Annotated in this window: 15 protein-coding genes; 5 read left to right on the plus strand and 10 right to left on the minus strand. The window is 38.1% G+C overall.

Translation table 11 applies throughout. The features are described 5' to 3' along the window. Positions 1-189: 189 nt before the first annotated feature. The gene (locus ACO1O5_RS12800; protein WP_486270786.1) at positions 190-1212 is read right to left on the minus strand and encodes a tetratricopeptide repeat protein; all 1023 of its coding nucleotides are present in this window, start codon (positions 1210-1212) and stop codon (positions 190-192) included. 28 nt (positions 1213-1240) lie between these two features. Next, complete coding sequence (gene glgB, locus ACO1O5_RS12805) at positions 1241-3235, minus strand: 1,4-alpha-glucan branching protein GlgB (protein WP_486270788.1); 1995 nt, start codon at positions 3233-3235, stop codon at positions 1241-1243. A 141-nt stretch (positions 3236-3376) separates the two neighbouring features. On the opposite strand from glgB, the gene ACO1O5_RS12810 reads away from it, so the two are divergent. Both ACO1O5_RS12810 and ACO1O5_RS12815 read left to right on the plus strand, forming a co-directional pair. Next, on the plus strand, positions 3377-6148 hold the full coding sequence (locus ACO1O5_RS12810; protein WP_486270790.1) for an outer membrane beta-barrel protein: 2772 nt from the start codon (positions 3377-3379) through the stop codon (positions 6146-6148). A gap of 20 nt (positions 6149-6168) precedes the next feature. Then, the gene (locus ACO1O5_RS12815; RefSeq protein WP_486270792.1) at positions 6169-6927 is read left to right on the plus strand and encodes a GLPGLI family protein; all 759 of its coding nucleotides are present in this window, start codon (positions 6169-6171) and stop codon (positions 6925-6927) included. 9 nt (positions 6928-6936) lie between these two features. On the opposite strand, the gene ACO1O5_RS12820 is transcribed toward ACO1O5_RS12815, so the two are convergent. From ACO1O5_RS12820 to ACO1O5_RS12835, 4 genes are all read right to left on the minus strand, one after another. Further along, positions 6937-8799 carry an alpha-amylase family glycosyl hydrolase gene (locus ACO1O5_RS12820; RefSeq protein WP_486270794.1) on the minus strand — a complete coding sequence of 621 codons (1863 nt, stop codon included), beginning with the start codon at positions 8797-8799 and terminating at the stop codon, positions 6937-6939. 6 nt (positions 8800-8805) lie between these two features. Next, complete coding sequence (locus ACO1O5_RS12825; RefSeq protein ID WP_486270796.1) at positions 8806-10326, minus strand: MFS transporter; 1521 nt, start codon at positions 10324-10326, stop codon at positions 8806-8808. A 79-nt stretch (positions 10327-10405) separates the two neighbouring features. Continuing rightward, positions 10406-11689: a glucose-1-phosphate adenylyltransferase gene (locus tag ACO1O5_RS12830; RefSeq protein WP_486270798.1), complete on the minus strand. Its 1284-nt coding sequence runs from the start codon at positions 11687-11689 to the stop codon at positions 10406-10408. Between the two features lie 139 nt (positions 11690-11828). Next, positions 11829-13262, minus strand: a complete 1434-nt coding sequence (locus ACO1O5_RS12835; protein WP_486270800.1) for a glycogen synthase — start codon at positions 13260-13262, stop codon at positions 11829-11831. A 90-nt stretch (positions 13263-13352) separates the two neighbouring features. Between ACO1O5_RS12835 and ACO1O5_RS12840 the strand changes: the two genes are divergently transcribed. Both ACO1O5_RS12840 and ACO1O5_RS12845 read left to right on the plus strand, forming a co-directional pair. Next, positions 13353-15122 (plus strand): MFS transporter, encoded by a 1770-nt coding sequence (locus ACO1O5_RS12840; RefSeq protein WP_486270803.1) that lies wholly within the window; start codon positions 13353-13355, stop codon positions 15120-15122. A gap of 28 nt (positions 15123-15150) precedes the next feature. Continuing rightward, a complete protein-coding gene (locus tag ACO1O5_RS12845) occupies positions 15151-16134 on the plus strand; it encodes an ROK family protein (protein WP_486270804.1) in 984 nt (327 codons plus the stop codon). Positions 16135-16396: 262 nt separating this feature from the next. Here ACO1O5_RS12845 and ACO1O5_RS12850 read toward each other — a convergent pair whose 3' ends face one another. The 3 genes from ACO1O5_RS12850 to ACO1O5_RS12860 are packed head-to-tail and all read right to left on the minus strand — an operon-like array spanning position 16397 to position 19166. After that, a complete protein-coding gene (locus ACO1O5_RS12850) occupies positions 16397-17392 on the minus strand; it encodes a phosphodiester glycosidase family protein (protein ID WP_486270806.1) in 996 nt (331 codons plus the stop codon). A gap of 32 nt (positions 17393-17424) precedes the next feature. Further along, a complete protein-coding gene (gene lipA, locus ACO1O5_RS12855) occupies positions 17425-18336 on the minus strand; it encodes a lipoyl synthase (RefSeq protein WP_486270808.1) in 912 nt (303 codons plus the stop codon). A 47-nt stretch (positions 18337-18383) separates the two neighbouring features. Next, positions 18384-19166 (minus strand): hypothetical protein, encoded by a 783-nt coding sequence (locus ACO1O5_RS12860; protein WP_486270810.1) that lies wholly within the window; start codon positions 19164-19166, stop codon positions 18384-18386. A gap of 46 nt (positions 19167-19212) precedes the next feature. Here ACO1O5_RS12860 and ACO1O5_RS12865 point away from each other — a divergent pair, with 46 nt between their 5' ends. After that, positions 19213-19614: an OsmC family protein gene (locus ACO1O5_RS12865; RefSeq protein WP_486270812.1), complete on the plus strand. Its 402-nt coding sequence runs from the start codon at positions 19213-19215 to the stop codon at positions 19612-19614. Between the two features lie 63 nt (positions 19615-19677). Here ACO1O5_RS12865 and ACO1O5_RS12870 read toward each other — a convergent pair whose 3' ends face one another. Then, entirely contained in the window at positions 19678-20964 is a 1287-nt protein-coding gene (locus ACO1O5_RS12870) for a DUF2851 family protein (RefSeq protein WP_486270813.1), read from the minus strand. Between the last annotated feature and the right edge of the window lie 13 nt (positions 20965-20977).

The following is a 20977-nucleotide window of genomic DNA, read 5'->3' on the forward strand; positions in this document are numbered from 1 at the left end:
TATCAACAGGAGAAACCCTTTAAAAAGGAGGTCGTAAAAACAACATTACTAGGGGATTATGAAAAATTGGCGCGAAACTAAAATAGAACTAAATAAAATGGGTTTCAACAGATTATAGACATCAACTTAATTTCAACTTACGAGATAAAAGTGATATGCAAAATTTTGAATTGAAATTGAAGTTCTGTCCTATAAACCCATCGGCACATCTTTTTTCTGCCGGTTTTTGGCTAATGAGGGATCCATTGCAATAGCCTTATCACAGATCTTTTGGCCTTTTTCTTTTTCGCCTTTCTTTTGAAAAATCATTCCTGCCATAAACAGCGATTGCGCATCGTTAGGATTTAGTTCAAGCAGTTTAGAGTAGTAAGTTAGCGCTCCGTCATATCGCTTCGTTTCGTATAAGGCATAAGCGATATTATTTATAAGTTCTTTGTTATTGGGCTTCTTGGTTAATAAATCGTTCAGCGTTTTCATTGCGTTTTCAACATCACCGGTGTATAATTGGGCAAAGCCTGTATTTTCATAATAATCGCTTGTTTTGTTATACCCTTTATCGCCAGCCATGTTAAAATATTGAAGCGCATTTTTATAATCTTCCTGGTTGTAATAAATAAGTCCTAACTCATAAATCCACACATATCTGTCCGGTTCCAGCGAGATAGCTTTTTGATACAGTTGAATTGCGTTTTTTTCATTTTCCAGTTCGAGATAAGTGCGACCTAACGTATAAGCAGCTTCACCGTCTTTATCATTTTTAGCAATAGCTTTTTGTAATAGCGTTTGTGCCTTTCCGTAATCTTCAAGATTGTAATAACTCATCCCGATAATTCGGTCAGCATCCGTACAGGCGCTGCACTTCTGAGCTAAATCAATCGCCTTTTGAAATTGCCGGTTGTTGAAATACAAAGTAGAAAGTTGTTTAATTATTTCACTATTGTTAGGATCCAGTTCGTAGGCTTTGGTAAATCGTGCCATTGCCGGATCCATTTTGCGCATTTCAAGATTTACATTGCCACTTTCAATATATGCTTCAGTATAATTTGGGTTAAAGGCAATTGCTTTGTCAAGATCCTTTCCTGCTAATGCAAACAATCGCGAATTTTTCTCTTCTATTCCTTTCTTAAAATAAATTTGGGCGCTATCCATATTTTGCGAGAAACCAAAATACGCGGGAAGAAAAAATAAAAAGATGAGAATGAAGTTTTTCATAGGGAAATATTTGCAAATTATATACCAATCATAGCAGTACTATAGCAGCTAACGCTGGTAGATGAAGGTTTATTTCGTATAAGTTACTTTTTTTATCCACCAATTTGGTTGCAATTGGTTGTTCATCGTAGTGGCCTGCGCCATAATATTTTTTATCATCACTATTGAAAATTACATTCCACTCTTTTTTTCCACTAACGTTAATTTTCCAATTTTCACGTGTTACCGGTGTCATATTGAAAACGACTAAAACATTCTCTTCGCTTATCTTCCCCTTCCTCATGTATATAATCACTGATTCATCACGATGATCGAGATCAATCCATTCAAAACCTGCTTCATCAAACTGACACTCATACATAGCAGGATTACTTGTATAAAGTCTATTAAGAGCGGCAACGCAATCCTGCATTTTTTGATGTGGTTCGTGAATGAGTAAATGCCAGTCCAACTCTGCCTGGTAATTCCATTCGGAGGTTTGTGCAAATTCATTACCCATAAAAAGCAATTTACCTCCCGGATGCGTGTACATGTAAGTATACAACAACCTGAGATTGGCAAATTTTTGCCATTCATCGCCCGGCATTTTATAAATCATGGGAGATTTACCGTGAACCACTTCATCGTGGCTCAATGGCAGCATGAAATTTTCATCATAAAAATACATCATGCTGAAAGTAAATTTGTCCTGGTGATCTTTACGAAACAAAGGATCCATTTTAAAATAATCCAGTGTATCGTGCATCCAGCCCATCATCCATTTCATGCCAAAACCAAGGCCATCTGCAAAGGTTGGATTTGAAACTCCCGGCCAGTCAGTAGATTCTTCAGCAATGGTTTGCACATCCGGGAAATCCCGGTATATCATCTCGTTTACATTTTTTATAAAAGCAATCGCCTCAATGTTTCCATTACCGCCAAATTCATTTGGTTCCCACTCCCCTTCTTCTCTAGAATAATTTAACTTAAGCATAGAACTTACTGCATCAACCCTTATCCCATCAATATGAAATTTATCAAACCAAAAACGGGCACTGCTTATAAGGAATGACCTTACCTCTGCTCTTTTATAATTAAAGATGTACGAGTTCCAGTCAGGGTGAAAACCTTTTCTCATATCGGCATATTCATACGTATGTGCACCATCAAACATAAAAAGGCCAAATTCATCATAAGGAAAATGAGAAGGAACCCAATCAAGGATTACGCCGATATCTTCTTTATGAAAGGCTTCAATCATTTCCATAAATTCTTCGGGTATTCCAAAACGTGAGGTTGGCGCAAAATAACCCGTTCCCTGGTATCCCCAACTACCATCGAAAGGAAATTCCATTACCGGCATTAACTCAACATGTGTAAACCCCATTTTCTTTACGTAGGGTACTAACAGTTTCGCCTGTTCGCTGTAGGAGTTTAATGATTTTTCGCTGAAAGGAAATGGCCTCATCCAACTGGCAAGATGTACCTCATAAATACTCCACGGAGCCTTAAGATCATTATGCTCCTTTCGTTTTTGCATCCATTCGTCATCCTTCCATTTATGAGCAAGATTAACTGTTCTGGAAGCTGTGCCAGGCCGCACTTCCCAGTAGTTTGCATAGGGATCGCCCTTGTACAGTTTGGCGCCTTCAAATCCTTCTATATAATACTTATAAGATGAATATTCATTTACGCCGGGAATAAAGCCTTCCCAGATACCCGATCGATCCAATCGCACAAATAATGGATGTGATTCATTATTCCAGTTATTAAAATCTCCAATTACATTTACCTTAGTTGCATTAGGTGCCCAAACAGAAAAATAGTATCCCTCCTTTTCCAGAACTTTTACCGGGTGCGAACCGAATTTTTTATACAGACTATAGTGTGTTCCATTTTTGAAATTTTCCAAATCTTCGTTTGTAAAAAAAGAATAGTTCCATACAGGTTTGCTGCTATCTACAAAAAATTCTTCTTCGTATTTCTTTTGATTTGTCATTTTAATTCGATTAACTTTTTCCGCCTGTGAATTTATTTCTGCCATTTATAATTTAAAATTAAATGCAATCCTCATCAACACTCATTTTTGGTTTAACGTAAATTTAAGATTAGCGTTTAAGTTATTACAAATAAATTAATTCATTTTTGTTTCTCTAGTTGCAGCCCCACCCAAAAACTTCCGTTTATGAAAAGACTAATTCTACTCATTACAGGGTTCTTCGCAACATTAAGTTTAATAGCGCAATCATCAAAAATAACCGGCTCTGTATCTAATGCAGATGAAAAGAAACCTGTGCACAACGCTGTCGTAGCATTACTTACGCCAAAGGATTCTATTCTTTATAAATTCACCAGGACCGACGCGTCGGGGAAATTTACCTTTAACGATGTGAAGCATGGCAACTATATTATAATGACGACTCATCCCTATTTTGCGGATTTGTTGGATAATGTTCAAGTAACAAGTGATGTTGAGCTTCCTGAATTAAATCTTTTATCAAAGGCTAAATTATTACAGGAGGTAATCGTAAAATCAGGGTCTGGGTTTCGCATTAAAGGAGATACCACTGTTTACACCGCCGATAGTTTTAAAGTGAGCGCCAATGCTAATGTAGGCGAATTATTAAAAAAATTGCCCGGTATACAGGTCGACAAAAATGGCAAAATAACCGCTATGGGTGAGACGGTGGAAAAAGTTTTGGTTGATGGTGAAGAATTTTTTGGCGACGACCCGGGTATGGCGGTAAAAAACTTAAGAGCGGATGCAGTTAAAGAGGTGCAGGTATTTGATAAAAAAAGTGACCAGGCAGAGTTTACCGGGATAGATGACGGCAAAACGCAAAAGACCATCAACCTTAGGTTAAAAGATAATGCCAAACATGGATATTTTGGCAAAGTAGACCTTGCAGGTGGCACGCAACAAAATAATGAAAACCGGTATAACGGAAATTTATTATTCAGTTCTTTTAGGGGCAAACGAAAATTATCAGGCTTCCTGTTAGGTGGAAATACGGGACAGGATGGCCTTAGCTGGCAGGATGAACAGAAGTATGGGGGTAATGACAATATCAGTGCAAATATAGACGACGATGGAAATGTGAATTTCCAATGGACAGGTGTAGATGACAATGAAGCTTATGTTGATCCGCAAAATGGATTCATGACCAATACAAATGCAGGCATTCAATACAGTAATAAATGGGAAGATAAATACAACTTAAACTTTTCCCCTAAATTCAACAGGCAGCAATACACGAATCATAAACAAACACTCACTCAAACGCAGCTTGGTGATTCCGTGTTAAATTCAGATGCGACAGAGATAAACGCTGTAGACCGGTACAATTTCAAAACACGTGGTATCCTCGATATTAAATTTGATACATCAAATTCATTAAAAATTACCGCGAACAATAATTATTATCATACGGAAAGGAAGGATTCAATCGTATCATCAACTACCGGAAATACGGGAACATTAAAGAACACCAGCCAAAGTAATTTGCAAACGAAAAGCGATAAATACGCTGAATCGGGCAATATTCTTTTCAGGCATAAGTTTCATAAAAGCAGGAGAACGTTGACCTTTTCGGGGGATTGGAATGTTTTGAATAATAAAGGAACCAATTTCTTAAGGTCATTTAACCAGGCATATTTTGACGGCTCGCCCGCCAGCAGCCAGGATTTGAACCAGATGAAGAGTTATAGCACTTCCACGACTAACCTTTCTGCAAAAATCGCATACACTGAACCGTTATCTAAAGAATATTCATTAGAATTGGCTTACCAGCTTTCATATAATTACGGAACCAATAACCAGCTTACGTATAGCTATACTCCTTTTTCAAACAAGTATGACGTATTGGTAGACTCTTTATCCAACCAGTTTAAACAAAATATTGTTCAAAACATTCCTTCAGCAAGATTAAACTTTGCTAATAAAAAACTTAAGATAAACATCGGCTCGGGGTTTGGCTTTACTAATTTCGATTTAAAGGACCTCACATTTAATAAAGATTATACGAGGAATTACGTAAATTTTTATCCAACCGCAAATGTAAATTATACTTACAAAGCCAACCACAACGTAAGATTTAACTATACCGGAAGAACGGTACAACCTACCATTAATCAACTACAACCTTTAAGAAACAACAATGACTATTTTAACCAATACATCGGTAACCCGGATTTAAAACCATCGTTCACCAACCAGTTTAATTTATCACATAGTAACTACAATTTTCTTAAGGACATCGGCATGTACGAGGGCTTATATGTTACAGTAACGAGCAATTCGATTACTAATAAAAGAACGATTAATATTGATTCAGGTAAAACCGTTACACAGCCCATAAACACGAACGGTAATATCTCTTTACAATTTTACGGGGGACTCAATTTTAAAATAAAGAAAATTGATACACGATTTTATTTTGGGCCGCGATTGAGTTATTCAAAATACGCCGATATTATCAATAGTCAAAAGAGCTTTTCAAAAACGGTAACACCTGGCATGTACGGACAATTAAACAAGGCTAAAGAAAAGAAATACGACTTTTCAATAGGCGATGAATTTAGCTATAATTCAAACACGACATCTCAAAACAGTACTAAAATTCATTATAACACCAATACACTCTCTTTAAATGCAACAGTGTATTATAAAAAGGTTTGGTCCTTAATTTCGGATTTTCAGTATTTATCACGGCAGAAAACGCCTCAAATCAATACCAATCTTAACCAAAACCTTTGGGGTGCCAGGTTGCAAAGGACGTTTCATAGTGATGAATTTACTGCGTACATAGGAGTACGTGATATCTTAAATCAGAATATTGGCATTGACAGAAGTTTTTACAGCAACACTTACATCCAGGTAACTAACGACCGTTTAAAAAGATATTTTATGATTGGTTTCGAATGGGATTTTAAGAATAAAGCGTCAAAAGCAAAATAGAATTTTAAATAACGCACGTCATGAAAACCAGAATATATTTTATATTTTCCTTGTTAGGTTCCTTTGCTAACGTACATGCCCAACAATTCATTAGTAAAGCAGTAATTGAATATGAAGTAAAATCGAATATTCAAAAAACTATGGGCAATGGTACTTTTGAAGACATGATTAAAGATCAGCTGCCACAGTTTAAGACGGGCTATTTCAATTTTACTTTTGCTAATAACAAAAGCATTTACAAATTTGATCATTGGAGCGAAGAATCCAAAAAAATACCGATTTGGCTGAAAAGAGGCGATGAAGATAATGTGTGGTATTACGATTACAATACCGGTAAATATGACAATGAAAAATCTGTCTTTGGAACTTCAATTAATCTTGAAGATACTATTCCGAAGCTTCGATGGAGAATTACCGCTGACAACCGGGTTATTGCCGGCTTTAACTGCAGAAAAGCAGTTGCCGTAATTTTTGATAGCGTTTACGTATTTGCTTTCTACACGGATGAAATTATGATTTCCGGAGGCCCATGTTCAATTAACGGTTTACCCGGAATGATATTGGGAGTAACAATTCCAAGATTGTATACGTCATGGATTGCTACAAAAGTTATCGTTACTGGGGTTGATGAAAGTCTAATTAAGCCGGTTACTGCCAAAAAAAATTACGATATGAAATTTCTTCAAACGACGCTGGAAGACCGCTTCAAAGATTGGATCCCCGATGACGACGAAGAAAGGCAACAAAAAGCCAGATATCTCTGGGGGTTTATGTTGTAACAACTTACATCATTTCAACAACTCCCAGACACCACTAGCTTTGGCATCAATAGAAAAATTTTTCAAAGCTGTAATCTCTCCTGTTATAATGTTTTTCATTTTTGAGAAACCGTTAGTTCTCTCAGAATAATTTGAAGGAACAATATTTTTCTGTTCTTTTGCCGTGTTCATAACGATCATTATTGTTTGTTCGCTACTATACCTGAAATAGGCGTACACGCCATTTTCGGGAACGTACTGCATCAATTTACCGGTTGTTAGTGCGGATGATGTTTTACGAAAATTGGCAAGGGTTGCATAAAAGTTCCAGATACTTTCTTCCCTGGGATTGCGATCGGCAGCTAAAAATTTATTTAAAGAATCAGAAGGCCATCCACCTGGAAAATCCAGTCGTACGTGTCCGTCGTTTGGCGAAGTAACACCAGTTACGCCAATCTCGTCTCCATAATACATTTCCGGGATACCCCTGCACGTTAGTAGCCAGGTTATAGCCGATTTATATTTCACAACGTCTTCACCAATTACCGAAAAGAACCGCGACATGTCGTGGTTATCTAAAAAGATTACCTCACGGGTTGGATCTTTATAAACAAAGTCCTGAGCTAGTGTAGTATATAAATTATTTACACCATCCGTCCAGCCAAAATCCCTGGTCATCGCATCCGTAATTCCCCACAACGCCTGGAAATCACACGTTGCCTGCAGGTTACTTTTAAATGGAATAGTGTAATTGTTTTGGGCAAAATAACTTTGGTTAGGAACACCATGAACCCACGTTTCGCCAAACATGGTTATATGGGGATACTCGTCCATAAGTGCCTTATTGCACTTATTCATAAACGTTAGGTTGTTGTAAGGATAGGTATCAATACGCCATCCGTCAACTCCAAAATTTTCAACTGTCCATAATGCATGTTGAATTAGAAAGTTGGCCACATAAGGATTGCTTTCGTTAAGGTCCGGCATCTGGCGGGTAAACCATCCATCCTGCATTATCTTTTTATCAATGGCACTGGCGTAAGGGTCAAATACTGTTTGGTCTTTAGCATTGGTGTTGGTGTAGGAAGGCCATTGATGCAGCCAATCTTTCATCGGCATATCCTGAACGGTAAAATGGTATAGTCCTACATGATTATAAACAGCGTCCTGGATAATTTTCATCTTCCTGTCATGAACTGCTTTTATAAGTTCATGGTAACTTTTTTCCCCACCGAGCCTTGGATCAATTGTATAATGATCTGTAAATGCATACCCGTGTTCTGTGCGATTGGGCATGTCATTTTCTATTACAGGCGTTAGCCATAATGTAGTTATGCCAAGCGTCTGCAGGTAATCAAGGTGATTTTCAATTCCTTTTAGGTCGCCCCCGTGCCTGTAATAAACGGAATCCCTGCCAAGGCTTTGGTCTCTCATTCCCGCAACCCTATCGTTAGTTGAATCGCCATCACTAAAGCGATCAGGCATTATCAGGTAAATAAAATCTTTAGAAGTAACACCTTGCGCATACGCTATACCGTTACCTTGCCTGCGTACCTTTAATTCATATTGCAGGTTAATATCCTTTAAAAAAGGAAATGAAAATGTTCCAGGCTTTGCGTCTGCATTTATTGTAAGATCAAGAAAAACATAATTGCGATTTTCAACGCGATTAATTTTGGTCAGATATACACCTGTTGCCAGTTTAACTCCCGAGGGGCCCATCTTTATCATCGGGAAATGGTCGGCAACTTTGTCACCGTGCACCATGATTTGAATCTTATTCCATTTCATTCCAACCCACCAGTTGGTTGGGTAGCATTTGTATTGTGTTTGCTGAGCGAATGAGTCAAGAAGAAAGCTAATACAAATAAAAAGGAAAACAGCTTTTTTCATATGAAATTATTTTACCTTAATCCTAAGCGTAAAAAGAGCCGCAACAATCATCAGGCAACCGCCTAATACGATTGTGTAAATAGCATTACCGTTAAATATATGTTTCGTAAAAAACCCCAACAATGTCGCGGCCAGTATTTGTGGGATCACAATAAAAAAATTAAAGATACCCATGTAAATACCCATTTTATTGGAAGGTAATGCAGCCGTAAGCATAGAATATGGCATTGATAAAATACTAGACCAGGCCAATCCAACACCGGCCATACTTATGATCAATAAATATTTGTCTTTAAACAAAAAGAAAGATATTAATCCGAGTCCACCGGCAACAAGACAAATAAGATGCGTCATCGGCCTTCCTGTTTTTTTGGCAAGAACCGGTAATAGAAAAGCGAAGAATGCGGAGAATCCATTGTAAAATCCAAATAACACCCCCACCCAATTACCTACTTCATTATAAGCCTTTGAAGATGTATCAGTCGTATTGGCCAGGTTTTGAGCCAATCCTGGTGTTGCGTATATCCACATCGAAAATAAGGCAAACCATGTGAAGAACTGCACAACTGCTAATTGCTTCATGGTTACGGGCATTTTATATAAATCATTAACTACTTCAACGAGACCGTTTTTATTTTTACCCGACCAAAATAAACCTGCCAATAGTTGTATCAAGCCAAAAGTAGCAATGGACAATGTTAAGACATACAGTTCTTTTTCGAGCGGAGTTTGAATATGAGTTGAATTGTAGTAATAAATTAAAAGGCTTAATATTAATCCTGAAAATAACCAAACAAGGCCTTTGCTGTAAAACGTTTTAACCGAGGTAGTAATAATGGAATGATCTACCTGCTGCTGTTCGGCTGTCTCAAAACTTTTCAATTCCCCTGGTGAATATTCTTTGGTAGTAAAGACGGTATACGCTACGGTGAGAAAAAATACGGCAGCGCCTACATAGAAAGAATACCTGACAGAATCTGGTATGGCACCGGCCACAGCTTCGTTGGAAACGCCAGCCTGCGTTAATAAATAGGGTAATATTGAAGAGACAACGGCGCCAATGCCTATAAAAAAACTTTGCATAGCAAAGCCGGCAGTTCGTTGGTCATCGTGAAGCATGTCACCTACAAATGCCCTAAATGGTTCCATCGAAATATTGATGGACGCATCTAAGAGCCATAACATGATAGCTGCCATCCACAACGCCCAAACATTCGGAAAAACAATCAAGGCCAATGACGCGAGCACCGAGCCAATTAGAAAGAATGGCCTTCTCCTTCCCCACCGCGGATGCCAGGTTTTATCGCTTAGATGGCCGATAACGGGTTGCATAATAAGACCGGTTAATGGAGCCGCGATCCATAGAATGGGTATATCATCAATTTTGGCCCCCAACGACTGAAATATGCGACTGACATTGGCATTTTGTAATCCAAAACCAAATTGAATACCTAAAAAACCGACACTCATGTTGATGATCTGTGGCAGACTAAGCAGGGGTTTTTTGACGGTTGTAGTTAAGGCCATAGCAATCGTTTAGTAAATAGAATGTGTAATAATTACACATTCATAAAAATACGACAATTAAAGAAGCAGCAAAATTTATTTATCCAAGTGTGAAGCCATCTGGTACTATTGCACTCTTTTTCACCACAACTATACCATCTTTCACAACATATAAATCATGGTCGCTGTTAGGCAAATGCGCCCCTCCGTTGATCCTAACGTTATTGCCTATACGACAATTTTTATCAACAATGGCATTTTTAATAAAACAGTTATCGCCTATGCCTATTTTAGGTATTCCTTTTTCAGCCTCAAAAGCCATTTCCTCCAATGTTTCGTAATAGTCACTTCCCATTAAATAGCAATCTTCGATTACCGTACCAAAGCCGATCCTCATTCTTATACCGATAATACAGTTTTCAATTCTCTCAGCAAAAATGATACAGCCATCAGCAGCCAATGTATTTTTTAATGTAGAACCACTGATTTTTGCGGGAGGAAGCATTCTTGCACGGCTGTACACTTTCTTTTCATTGTCGAAAAAATTAAATGGTGGAATGTCCTGGGTTAGTGCCAGGTTGGCTTCGAAGAATGAAGAGATATTTCCAATATCTGTCCAGTAGCCATCATACTGGTAACTGTAAACTTTATGACCTTTTATACTGTGGGGTATAATTTCCTTGCCAAAATCGGTGGCTTCTTTTACCTGGTCGTTTAGTAATGCAAAAAGCACTTCGCGTTTAAAAAGATAAATACCCATGGAGGCTAGGTAATTTCTGCCAAGTCCTTGCATGGTTGCCCCGGTATCGCTTAGCCATTCGGGAAGTTTATCATATCCGGGCTTTTCTATAAATGAAGTGATCTTGTGGTCTTCGTCAGATTTTAAGATACCGAATTCAGTTGCTTCTTTTTCGGTAACCGGAATAGTAGCTATGGTAATGTCTGCACCATTTTTTTCGTGTGTGCGAAACATATTTCCAAAGTCCATTTGATATAATTGATCGCCGGAGAGAATCAGAACATGATCAAATTCATTATTTTGAATGTGACGCAAAGATTGTCTCACGGCATCTGCTGTGCCCTGGAACCATTTAGGATTGTCCGGGGTTTGTTCCGCCGCCATAATATCTACAAAACCAGTACTGAAAGCACTAAACTGGTAGGTGTTTTTTATATGCTTATTCAGCGAGGCAGAGTTGTACTGCGTAAGCACAAACATCCGGTTGATGTTGGAATTGATGCAGTTGGAAATGGGAATATCCACCAACCTGTATTTTCCTGCAATGGGCACCGCGGGCTTGCTCCTGCTGGCTGTTAAAGGGTAAAGCCTTGTACCTGCACCGCCACCAAGTATTACTGCAACTAATGATTTACTGATCCACATAGTATAAAATTTAGAAGTTAAAAGTTATTTTAATTGATTTATTAAATGTATTATAATTATTTCAAAAATAACCGGCGAAGGTTGCAACCGTAATTTCTCATCAGGTTCTATCAAGTTAATTCAAAGCAATCTGTGTTCGCTACGAATTGTAAAGATTGATATAAATCCGGGCGCTCTTTTCCCAGCTATTATCAATCTCCATTATTTGCTTTCTAATTTCGTTTACCCGTTCCTGTTGGTCGTACAATTGTATAGCACGGTGAACTGAATAACTGATATCCCAAACTGTAGCATTATCAAAACAAATTCCATATCCACCTTTATCACCAAAATCTTTTACCGTATCTTTTAATCCCCCGGTGTTCCTCACAATGGGAATCGTTCCATATCGCATTGCATACATCTGGTTAAGCCCGCATGGCTCTACCCTGCTGGGCATTAATAGAAAATCAGCACCTGCGTACATCTGGTGGCTTAACTTTTCGTTATAACCAATTTGTGAATTATAATAACCGAAGAAATGACTTCTTAAATTTTGCAGTTGTTGTTCAACCCAATGTTCGCCGCTTCCTAAAATCAAAAAATTCATTCTTCCTTCCATGTGGTAAATGCAATCGCTTATTGCGGATGGCAACAGATCGGCCGCTTTCTCTCCAACCAATCTTCCAATAAAAACAATGAGTGGTTTATTTTCGTCAAGGTTAAACTGGTCGCACAATACTTTTTTATTGGCGGCCTTTTTATTTTCGAAATCTTCCACTCCAAAGTTTTCCTCGATGTAAACATCATTTTCAGGATTCCATACGTCGTTATCAATGCCGTTTAAGATTCCAAAACATTTCCCTTTTTCGTATTCAAATAATTTTTCGAGGCCATTGGCTTCGTACCTCAATTCCTGCAGGTAACCGGGACTAACGGTTGAGACTTTTGCCGCGCATTTTATTCCGCTGGCGAGCGGATTAATTGCGTCTCCCCATTCCAGTAAGCCTCTTTTCCAGGGATCCCAGTGGGGAATGTAATTTGATTTGTCCCATCCCATCCAGCCCTGGTACTGGGCATTATGAATGGTAAGTATTGTTTTGATATAAGACAGATGCCTGTATGCATAACAATGCTGCATCATAAATGGGATCAACGCCGCCTGGTGGTCGTGTACGTGTACAATGTCAGGATGATGTTTCCATTTACTCATCCAATCTACCACCGCAACCTGGAAAGCGGTAAAGCGAAGTGAATCATCATCGTACCCATAAATTTTTTCACGATCGAGTATTCCATAAATATCAACAAGGTAAAGATCGAACCCGGTAACATTATTAACTTCTTTAATTATTGTATAATCAAACCAATAATTGGCAAGGCCGAAGGCGCCTTTGTGCACTACTTCGAAACTATTTTCATACAGGAATCTTGTCCGGTACATTGGCATTACTACCTTTGCGATGTGACCAAGACTATTTTGATATTTTGGCAATGCGCCAACAACATCACCGAGACCACCGGCTTTAGCAACAGGATAACATTCCGCACTTATATGAATAATTTCCATATCGTAAAAAAATATATTCTTCAAAGTAACAATGATTTTCTTATTAAAAAATTATTAATGAAAATTCATACCTTGAAAAAATTCCCCTACTTTCATTTTTAAATTCTTATTACGATGGCCACACCAACGATGAATATTTCCTCTGCTCCAAAAAATACAAGCGGAAAATTTGTACCAACTAACTACGGTGCCTTAAGTACGCTTATTGTTGTATTTTTCTTTTGGGGTTTTATTGCTGCAGGCAATAGTGTATTTATTCCTTTTTGCAAACATTACTTTCAGCTTGATCAGTTTCAAAGCCAATTAGTAGACTTTGCTTTTTACCTCGCATATTATTTAGGCGCCCTTGCGTTATTTGCCTATGGAGCATTTGGTGGTAAAGACCTTGTTGCTAAATGGGGTTATAAAAAAAGTATTGTCTATGGCTTACTCTTTTCAGCTCTGGGAGCGGTTGCTATGATTATTGCAGTTAATGCGAATACATTTACAGGTATGCTGGTTGGCCTTTTTATTGTTGCATTAGGATTTTCCTTGCAGCAAACAGCAGCGCAGCCTTTTGCTATTTCATTGGGCGACCCGTCAACAGGAACCAGCAGGGTTAATCTTGGCGGAGGCATTAATTCTTTCGGCACCATGATTGGGCCGTTAATTGTTGCGTTTGCATTATTCGGTACAACAGCCTTTGTGCCTGATGAGAAGATTGCAGCTTTGGGTTTAAGTAAAGTGATTGTTTTGTACACTTTCGTTGGAATTCTTTTTATAGGAGCAGCAGCTTTATTTTATTTTTCAAAAAAGGTACCGGCGGGAATTTCAATTGAAAAAACTGAAAAGGCAAATAAAGTTTTGTATTCCTTATTAATTATGACCGGACTTCTTATAATAATGTTTGTCCCTGTATTTAATAGTTATAAAACTGATCCTTCCCTACTAACGGATATTGAAAAACATGATTTGGAAACTTATCGCATGAAATGGTTATTTGGTGCGCTTGCTGTTGTTGTATTGAGCTTATTAATTTCAAACATGAGCGCAAGAAAAAATCCTGATGGATGGGGAGCTATGAAATATCCGCAACTTGTTTTAGGTATGCTTGCACTTTTCGTTTATGTGGGGACTGAAGTAACTATCGTAAGCAACCTGAGTGAATTATTAAAACAGCCTGATTTTGGTGGCTTTCAGTCTTCACAAGCCGCCATGTTTGTGTCAATGTATTGGGGAAGCTTAATGATTGGGAGGTGGGTCGGAGCGATCCCGGCATTTGACCTAAAGCCTGCCACGAAACAGTTACTTACTTTTATTGTCCCGTTAGTTGCGTTTGCTATTGTATTAGCTGTTAATGCAATTTCAAAATATAATATCTCAATATTGTATTATTATATCATATGCGTAATTGTTCAAATAGGCGCTTTTTACGCGAGTAATAATAAGCCCGCTCGTACACTCTTAATTTTTGGGTTATTAGGAATGATTTCGATGCTTATAGGATTATTTTCCACCGGCACTCTGGCTATTTATGCATTTTTAAGTGGTGGGTTATTTTGCTCAATTATGTGGCCATGCATTTTTGCTCTTTCAATAGCCGGCCTCGGAAAATATACAACCCAGGGAGCTGCATTCTTAATTATGATGATTTTAGGAGGTGGCATTATTCCTCCAATTCAGGGTAAACTGGCAGATTACCTTCAATCCAAGAGCGATGGCATCGTAGGCTATGGCATACATTACTCCTATTGGGTACCCGTTGTTTGTTTTGCTTACATCGCATTATTTGCGTTTATCGTAAAAGGAATTTTGAAAAGACAAGGCATTGATTACGACACAGCAATTGACGAAAGTGCCGAAGCAAGCACACCCGAAGGCGCATTTGAAGGAGCAACAGCATAATTTTATAATAAACAAGAATAATTTAAATATGGAATCACCATTGGAGTATGCTATTGGAATTGACGTTGGCGGAACGACCGCAAAATTTGGAATTGTAAACCATCGGGGTGAAATTTCTAACCGGGGAAATTTACCGACTAATAAACATATTGATGTAAATAAATTTATTGACGAATTGTATGATGAAATGCAACCGGCAATAAAAGAAATTGGCGGCGAGGAATTAATCAAGGGCATTGGTGTTGGTGCACCCAATGGAAATTATTACAATGGGACTATTGAGTATGCGCCAAATTTATTATGGCGCGGTATTATTCCTCTGGCAAAACTTATATCGGATAAATTCAATAAACCGTGTACTTTAACTAACGATGCCAATGCTGCAGCAGTTGGTGAGATGATGTATGGCGCTGCGAGGGGAATGCACGACTTCATAATGATAACATTGGGTACTGGTGTAGGCAGTGGTATTATAGCTAACGGTCAATTAATCTTAGGCCATGATGGATTTGCCGGCGAATTGGGACACACGATCATACGACCAAAGGGTCGCTTACATCCGGGCACGGGAATGCGTGGCTCTTTAGAAACGTATGCCTCCGCAACAGGTATTTCGCTTACTGCAAGAGAAATGCTGAAAGAGAAGCCAAAAGAAAAAAGCATTTTAAGAAAACTATCGGAAAAAAAGCTTGACTCAAAAGCCGTATTTGAGGCTGCAGTAAAAGGTGATAAAATTGCAAAGGATGTTTTTAAATATACAGGCCAGATACTAGGTGAAGCCCTGGCTAATTTTGTGATGTTTTCATCTCCCGAAGCAATTATATTATTTGGTGGCGTATGCAAAGCCGGAAAATTATTAATGGATCCTGTCAAAAAAAGTATGGAAAAAAATTTACTTCCAATTTTTCAGAATAAAGTGAAATTGTTATTTAGTGAATTAAAAGAATCCGACGCGGCCATATTAGGAGCCAGCGCATTGGTTTGGGAAATTAAGCCGGAAGCAACAAAATAAAAATAAGCACCGGGCCATCGCTGTTTAGCATTCAATAAAACCTATTTCATCTTTACTGGTCGTCTTTAATTTTGCCGTATTACGCGATTTTAATTTTGCATTGAAATTATGCTGATGAAATGTTATTGCTGAATAACGAAAGGCTTTTCGCAAACGGAAGTAATGCCAATGCATAGTCTGCTGAAAATATTGGTAAAGTATTTCAGTTCGATTTTAAATTGTATCAATTTAATAGTGTTCGATTTTTATTGCCGTTGCCTGGTCATTTTTTCTCAATTAAAAAAACAGAAGGCACAGACCTCTCCCCTTCTTTATCGGAAGGTGAGTTAGTTTGTTTACCGTTAACCAACATACAACTGCTTCCTCCCCCATCGAGGTTTAATGCTTCTTCACAGCCAAGGTCTACAAGAATTTGAGCCTCCTGCGTTAAGGTAAGCCCTGACGCAGTTTCACTTCGTCCTTCGGCAACCAAGATAATTATTTTATTATCGGTAGTATATCCAATTGCTGTTCTCGGATGCCTGTCGTTAATAGCTTTACCCGCAAATTTTCTCTCTTCATTATTGGAGATTTGTACTTTATTGTTTTGTACTAACACAGGACCGCCCCCAATGGCAGTTTCCATGTTCCATTTTTTAAATAGAGGCGATGCATGTCCTTTCTTCCCATCGTAAGTTCCTGAAACAAGAGACGTATTTCTATCTATATAATTAAAAGATGGATGTGCAACAGAATCGTGAATGTATTCAATAGCAAGTTCACTCGCGTAAGGATATTTTTTTGATGAATCCGTATATATCCAGGCAACATCTGCAGTACGATTTTTTGCAATGCCAAAAGCCCCATCAAAGGAATGATAATAAGTCAAAGTATCTTTCTTTTTTCCGGCAATTGTATGGACATTGTACCCAATAAGCTTTCCATTCTTCTCTACAATATTTAAATTTTGATTGGTGGCAAAAGAAAAGAAACAGGAATTAACCACCACGAGCGGGTGGTTATCTTTTTCAAAAAATTGTGAGGGAGTTAGTCTTCTCTTATAAGTTGTGTCCGTTGTGAAATTCAGGTGCTTGTCTCTCAGGTCTGCTATTACATAATAGACTACATCAGGCTTTCCGTCAATTGAATCAGCAGATTTATAAATATGCACGGACGAGGGAAGCGGCTGATAAATTGAGTCCAGGTTTTTCCAGTGCGCTTGTGCTATTGAAGAATATGAGGTTGTAATTAATAAGACGACGATTGCAAAAAATTTCATTTATTAAATTTTCAGAGGCACACTTCAAACGTTTAGCCATTCAATTCCCAATTCTTTCTTCCCCATCCTGCAATAACATGTTTGTCCGAATGGTAAGACGAACGAACTAACGGTCCGCTTTCAACATAATCAAACCCAAGCTTATAACCAATTTGCCTGAACTCTGCAAATTCATCAGGCTGCACGAAGCGATGCACCGGCAAATGTTTTTTTGATGGTTGAAGGTATTGCCCGATCGTAATTACGTCAACATCATTCTCCCTAAGATCATGCATGGTTTGTATTACTTCTTCTTTCGCTTCCCCAAGACCAAGCATAATACCGCTTTTAGTACGCATCCCTCCCCGTTTTAATATTCTCAGGGTTTCCATGCTGCGCCAGTATTTTGCCTGTATCCTAACGGATCGGGTTAAACGCTCAACCGTCTCGATATTATGACTAACTACATTTGGCGCCGCATCTATAATTCGTTGGATGTTTTCTTTTTCCGCTTTAAAATCGGGAATGAGTGTTTCTAAAGTAGTGGCCGGATTTAAAGCATAAACAGCTTTTATGGTATTGTACCAGATGATAGAACCGCCATCTTCAATTTCATCTCTGTCAACTGATGTAATAACCGCATGCTTTACTTTCATCAAATGAATTGCTTCCGCCACGCGTTGAGGTTCATCCCAATCAATCGCAAGCGGCCGGCCGGTTGCCACTGCACAAAAGCCACAACTCCTTGTACAGATGTTTCCTAATATCATAAATGTTGCAGTGCCTTCGCCCCAGCATTCACCCATATTTGGGCAATTACCGCTTTCACAAATTGTATGTAATTTATGCTGGTCTACGAGACCTCTAACGTGTTTATATTCTTCACCTATCGGCAACCTTACCCTAAGCCAAGAAGGCTTCTTAGGTTGTGAAACAGGCCCTGTAATAATTTCTTCGTTTATCACTATTTTATCGCCTTAATTAAAATGATTAAAATTAAATTCAACTGCCTTTATCTTCTTTTTCCAAACAAAATGGAAACGTAGCCACTAAAGAAAAATGATTTGTTGGGAGTTAAAACGAGAATTGGAATTTTTTTTGAATAATACTCCCCGGATATACCTACCTCAATTGCCGATATCACTTCATTATAACTTCCATAGTCGAAACGTACAGCAGCCTTAGCATACAAACCGGGCGTTACCGTCATATCGCTCCAACCTTTACTAAATGTCGGGCCCGCAAAAATACCTGGTTGGTTTAAAAACAGGGCACTATCTTCTGAATCATATTTTACATAAACGTAGTCGTTACCCTTTTGTACCTGTACATAGTACGGCCGCAGAAACGAAAGCGACAATCCACCGCCATAATTCCCTGTAACACTCACACCATTTTTATTTGATTTATTTCCAAGAAGCACTTGACGTTGAACACCGAGTTTAACCGGGTAAACGAAATTTTGCTTACCGAATACATAAGGAATCGAATTTATGTACTGATTGCTTTGTTTATCTTCCTTAATTGCCTTTCGCTCGCTGAGTTCAAGTTGGAATAATGTTGCCTTTTTTACAGAACTCGCTCTCCCAAGTTCAAAAAATGCGCCGTAGCCATCGCTTATAAGTTTGGCGCCGAACAAAAAACTCTTCTTATATGCAATTACACCTTCTTCTTCTTCCTTAACCATATTATTAATTCTTGCTTTTTTTTCTGCCTGGCGTTGCTTTTTTGATTTCTGTGCTGAAGCTCCAAAAGAAATAGAAATTATAAAAATCAGGAAAATAATTTTGCGCATGTAATTAATTGATGGTTACGGATGTAAATTTATACAAAAATACATAATGACTGCTTCAATAGTATATAAGGAAAACCTGCGATGCGAGGCTGAACACATTCAAAGTAAAACAACGATAGAAACTGATGCACCCACAGACAATCGCGGCAAAGGTGAAAAATTTTCTCCAACCGATCTTCTGTGTGTTTCACTAGCCACTTGCATGCTTACGACAATGGGTATTAAGGCGAATGAATTAGACGTAGACATTACTAATTCAAAAGCAGCAGTGACCAAGCACATGCTCAGCAATCCGCGCCGCGTTGGCAAGATCGAAGTTGCCGTACAGCTACCCAATAATGGAAGCGAAAATGATCAAAAAATCCTGCAGGCTGCAGGTAACAATTGCCCGGTCATGAAAAGTATTTCTCCGGAAATTGAGGTGATCATAAATTACAAATGGGGTTAGTAGTACAGTGACTTTAACGATTAAAATGTCACAGATTTAAGGAAACTTTATCACTTTCGTAGTCTACTGGTTTGCATTGAAACCTCTTTTTAGCAATGTATTGCCGACGGCGCAGTGCAGGCAAAGTTTTTTATTGCAGTATTCATTTTTAAGCTGAATAAAGGATTGCGAATCAAATGCGGTTTTATTTGTAAAATTTAGCTTTTCAAATCCTGATGTAATGCTATTTTTTTCAGGAGAAATCTCATCGAGCCATTTTATTGCCCTGTCCTTATACACCGTTTCATTATGATGCAAACCATAGGCAAACAAAACAGGTATAACGGTGTTGATAATAATGTTATCAATCATCTGATTTCCTAATGTCTTTACTTTATAATCTGAAATTTCATCAAAAATATAATGATAATGCCAGTAATCGTTTGCGCTCACTTGAAACATTTTTTTCACATCCTTTAGAGACGACGAACTTTTTATTTTAGAAAACAAATGCTCGCTTTCGTGAATGAGCATAGCTAATTGCGCAAGCCTTATTGAAGGAAAATTTGCGGGGCGCATTCTTAAAAAAGATAGTTCGCCATCAATAATTTTCAACTTGTATTTTCTTTGATAAAACAAGAATTCTTTTTGAAGCATCTGCGGATATTTTTCCTGGAATTCTTTTTCGAGTAATCCGGCTGTACCGAATAATAAAGATTCAACCTGTTGTATCCTGTTTTTATGCTTTGCCAAAATTGATACCGGTAATATTTTTGCGACTTGCTGAAATAAATCGTTATTAACTTTTAACCCAAAGTTGGCAGCCACAAGCCACCAAAAAGTTTCCTCCCAATGCGAATTAGTTTCTTTTAGAATAGCCAGAATATTGGCTGATTTTTTAATTAACCTTTCGGCAACCAGTCTTTGTTTCCAGTTGGCCATGGTTAGCTCGTTTACTTGTTGCAACTGGCTTTCGCATGGAATGAATCTAGAAGACTCCATAAGCATCTTATAACGTTCAAGCAACAATTTTGGAATGCGGCTTTTTAGCTCGAGCGTATGCAAACTATTACCAGCCCTATCGTTTACAATGGCATTGTCGTTCCATACAACATGGAGAATAACGTTGTTATAATTTGGATCACCTGAATGATGATGCATATCCCAATCAGATGAATTAATATGCAGTTCTACATTGCCGGCCCATATTGTTTTGCCAATTTTTATTTTTGCATTAATGAAGTCAGTCCCCTGGTTGGTATTGTGGGTGCCTGTACTAATTATTCGAATCGCTTCACCTGAAGAGGTAAGCAGTTCTGAGTTATTAAAATATTGAAACTGCCAAATGTATTGCAAAAGGTCTTCCTTCATGCGAAAAAGATTA

This window comes from Ginsengibacter sp. (genome assembly GCF_057362405.1).

Excerpts from the sequence above, each read along its gene's own strand:
- ACO1O5_RS12800 (WP_486270786.1), bottom strand. The coding sequence starts at position 1,212 with ATGAAAAACTTCATTCTCATCTTTTTATTTTTTCTTCCCGCGTATTTT.
- glgB (WP_486270788.1), bottom strand. The coding sequence starts at position 3,235 with ATGGCAGAAATAAATTCACAGGCGGAAAAAGTTAATCGAATTAAAATG.
- ACO1O5_RS12810 (WP_486270790.1), top strand. The coding sequence starts at position 3,377 with ATGAAAAGACTAATTCTACTCATTACAGGGTTCTTCGCAACATTAAGT.
- ACO1O5_RS12815 (WP_486270792.1), top strand. The coding sequence starts at position 6,169 with ATGAAAACCAGAATATATTTTATATTTTCCTTGTTAGGTTCCTTTGCT.
- ACO1O5_RS12820 (WP_486270794.1), bottom strand. The coding sequence starts at position 8,799 with ATGAAAAAAGCTGTTTTCCTTTTTATTTGTATTAGCTTTCTTCTTGAC.
- ACO1O5_RS12825 (WP_486270796.1), bottom strand. The coding sequence starts at position 10,326 with ATGGCCTTAACTACAACCGTCAAAAAACCCCTGCTTAGTCTGCCACAG.
- ACO1O5_RS12830 (WP_486270798.1), bottom strand. The coding sequence starts at position 11,689 with ATGTGGATCAGTAAATCATTAGTTGCAGTAATACTTGGTGGCGGTGCA.
- ACO1O5_RS12840 (WP_486270803.1), top strand. The coding sequence starts at position 13,353 with ATGGCCACACCAACGATGAATATTTCCTCTGCTCCAAAAAATACAAGC.
- ACO1O5_RS12845 (WP_486270804.1), top strand. The coding sequence starts at position 15,151 with ATGGAATCACCATTGGAGTATGCTATTGGAATTGACGTTGGCGGAACG.
- ACO1O5_RS12850 (WP_486270806.1), bottom strand. The coding sequence starts at position 17,392 with ATGAAATTTTTTGCAATCGTCGTCTTATTAATTACAACCTCATATTCT.
- ACO1O5_RS12860 (WP_486270810.1), bottom strand. The coding sequence starts at position 19,166 with ATGCGCAAAATTATTTTCCTGATTTTTATAATTTCTATTTCTTTTGGA.
- ACO1O5_RS12865 (WP_486270812.1), top strand. The coding sequence starts at position 19,213 with ATGACTGCTTCAATAGTATATAAGGAAAACCTGCGATGCGAGGCTGAA.
- ACO1O5_RS12870 (WP_486270813.1), bottom strand. The coding sequence starts at position 20,964 with ATGAAGGAAGACCTTTTGCAATACATTTGGCAGTTTCAATATTTTAAT.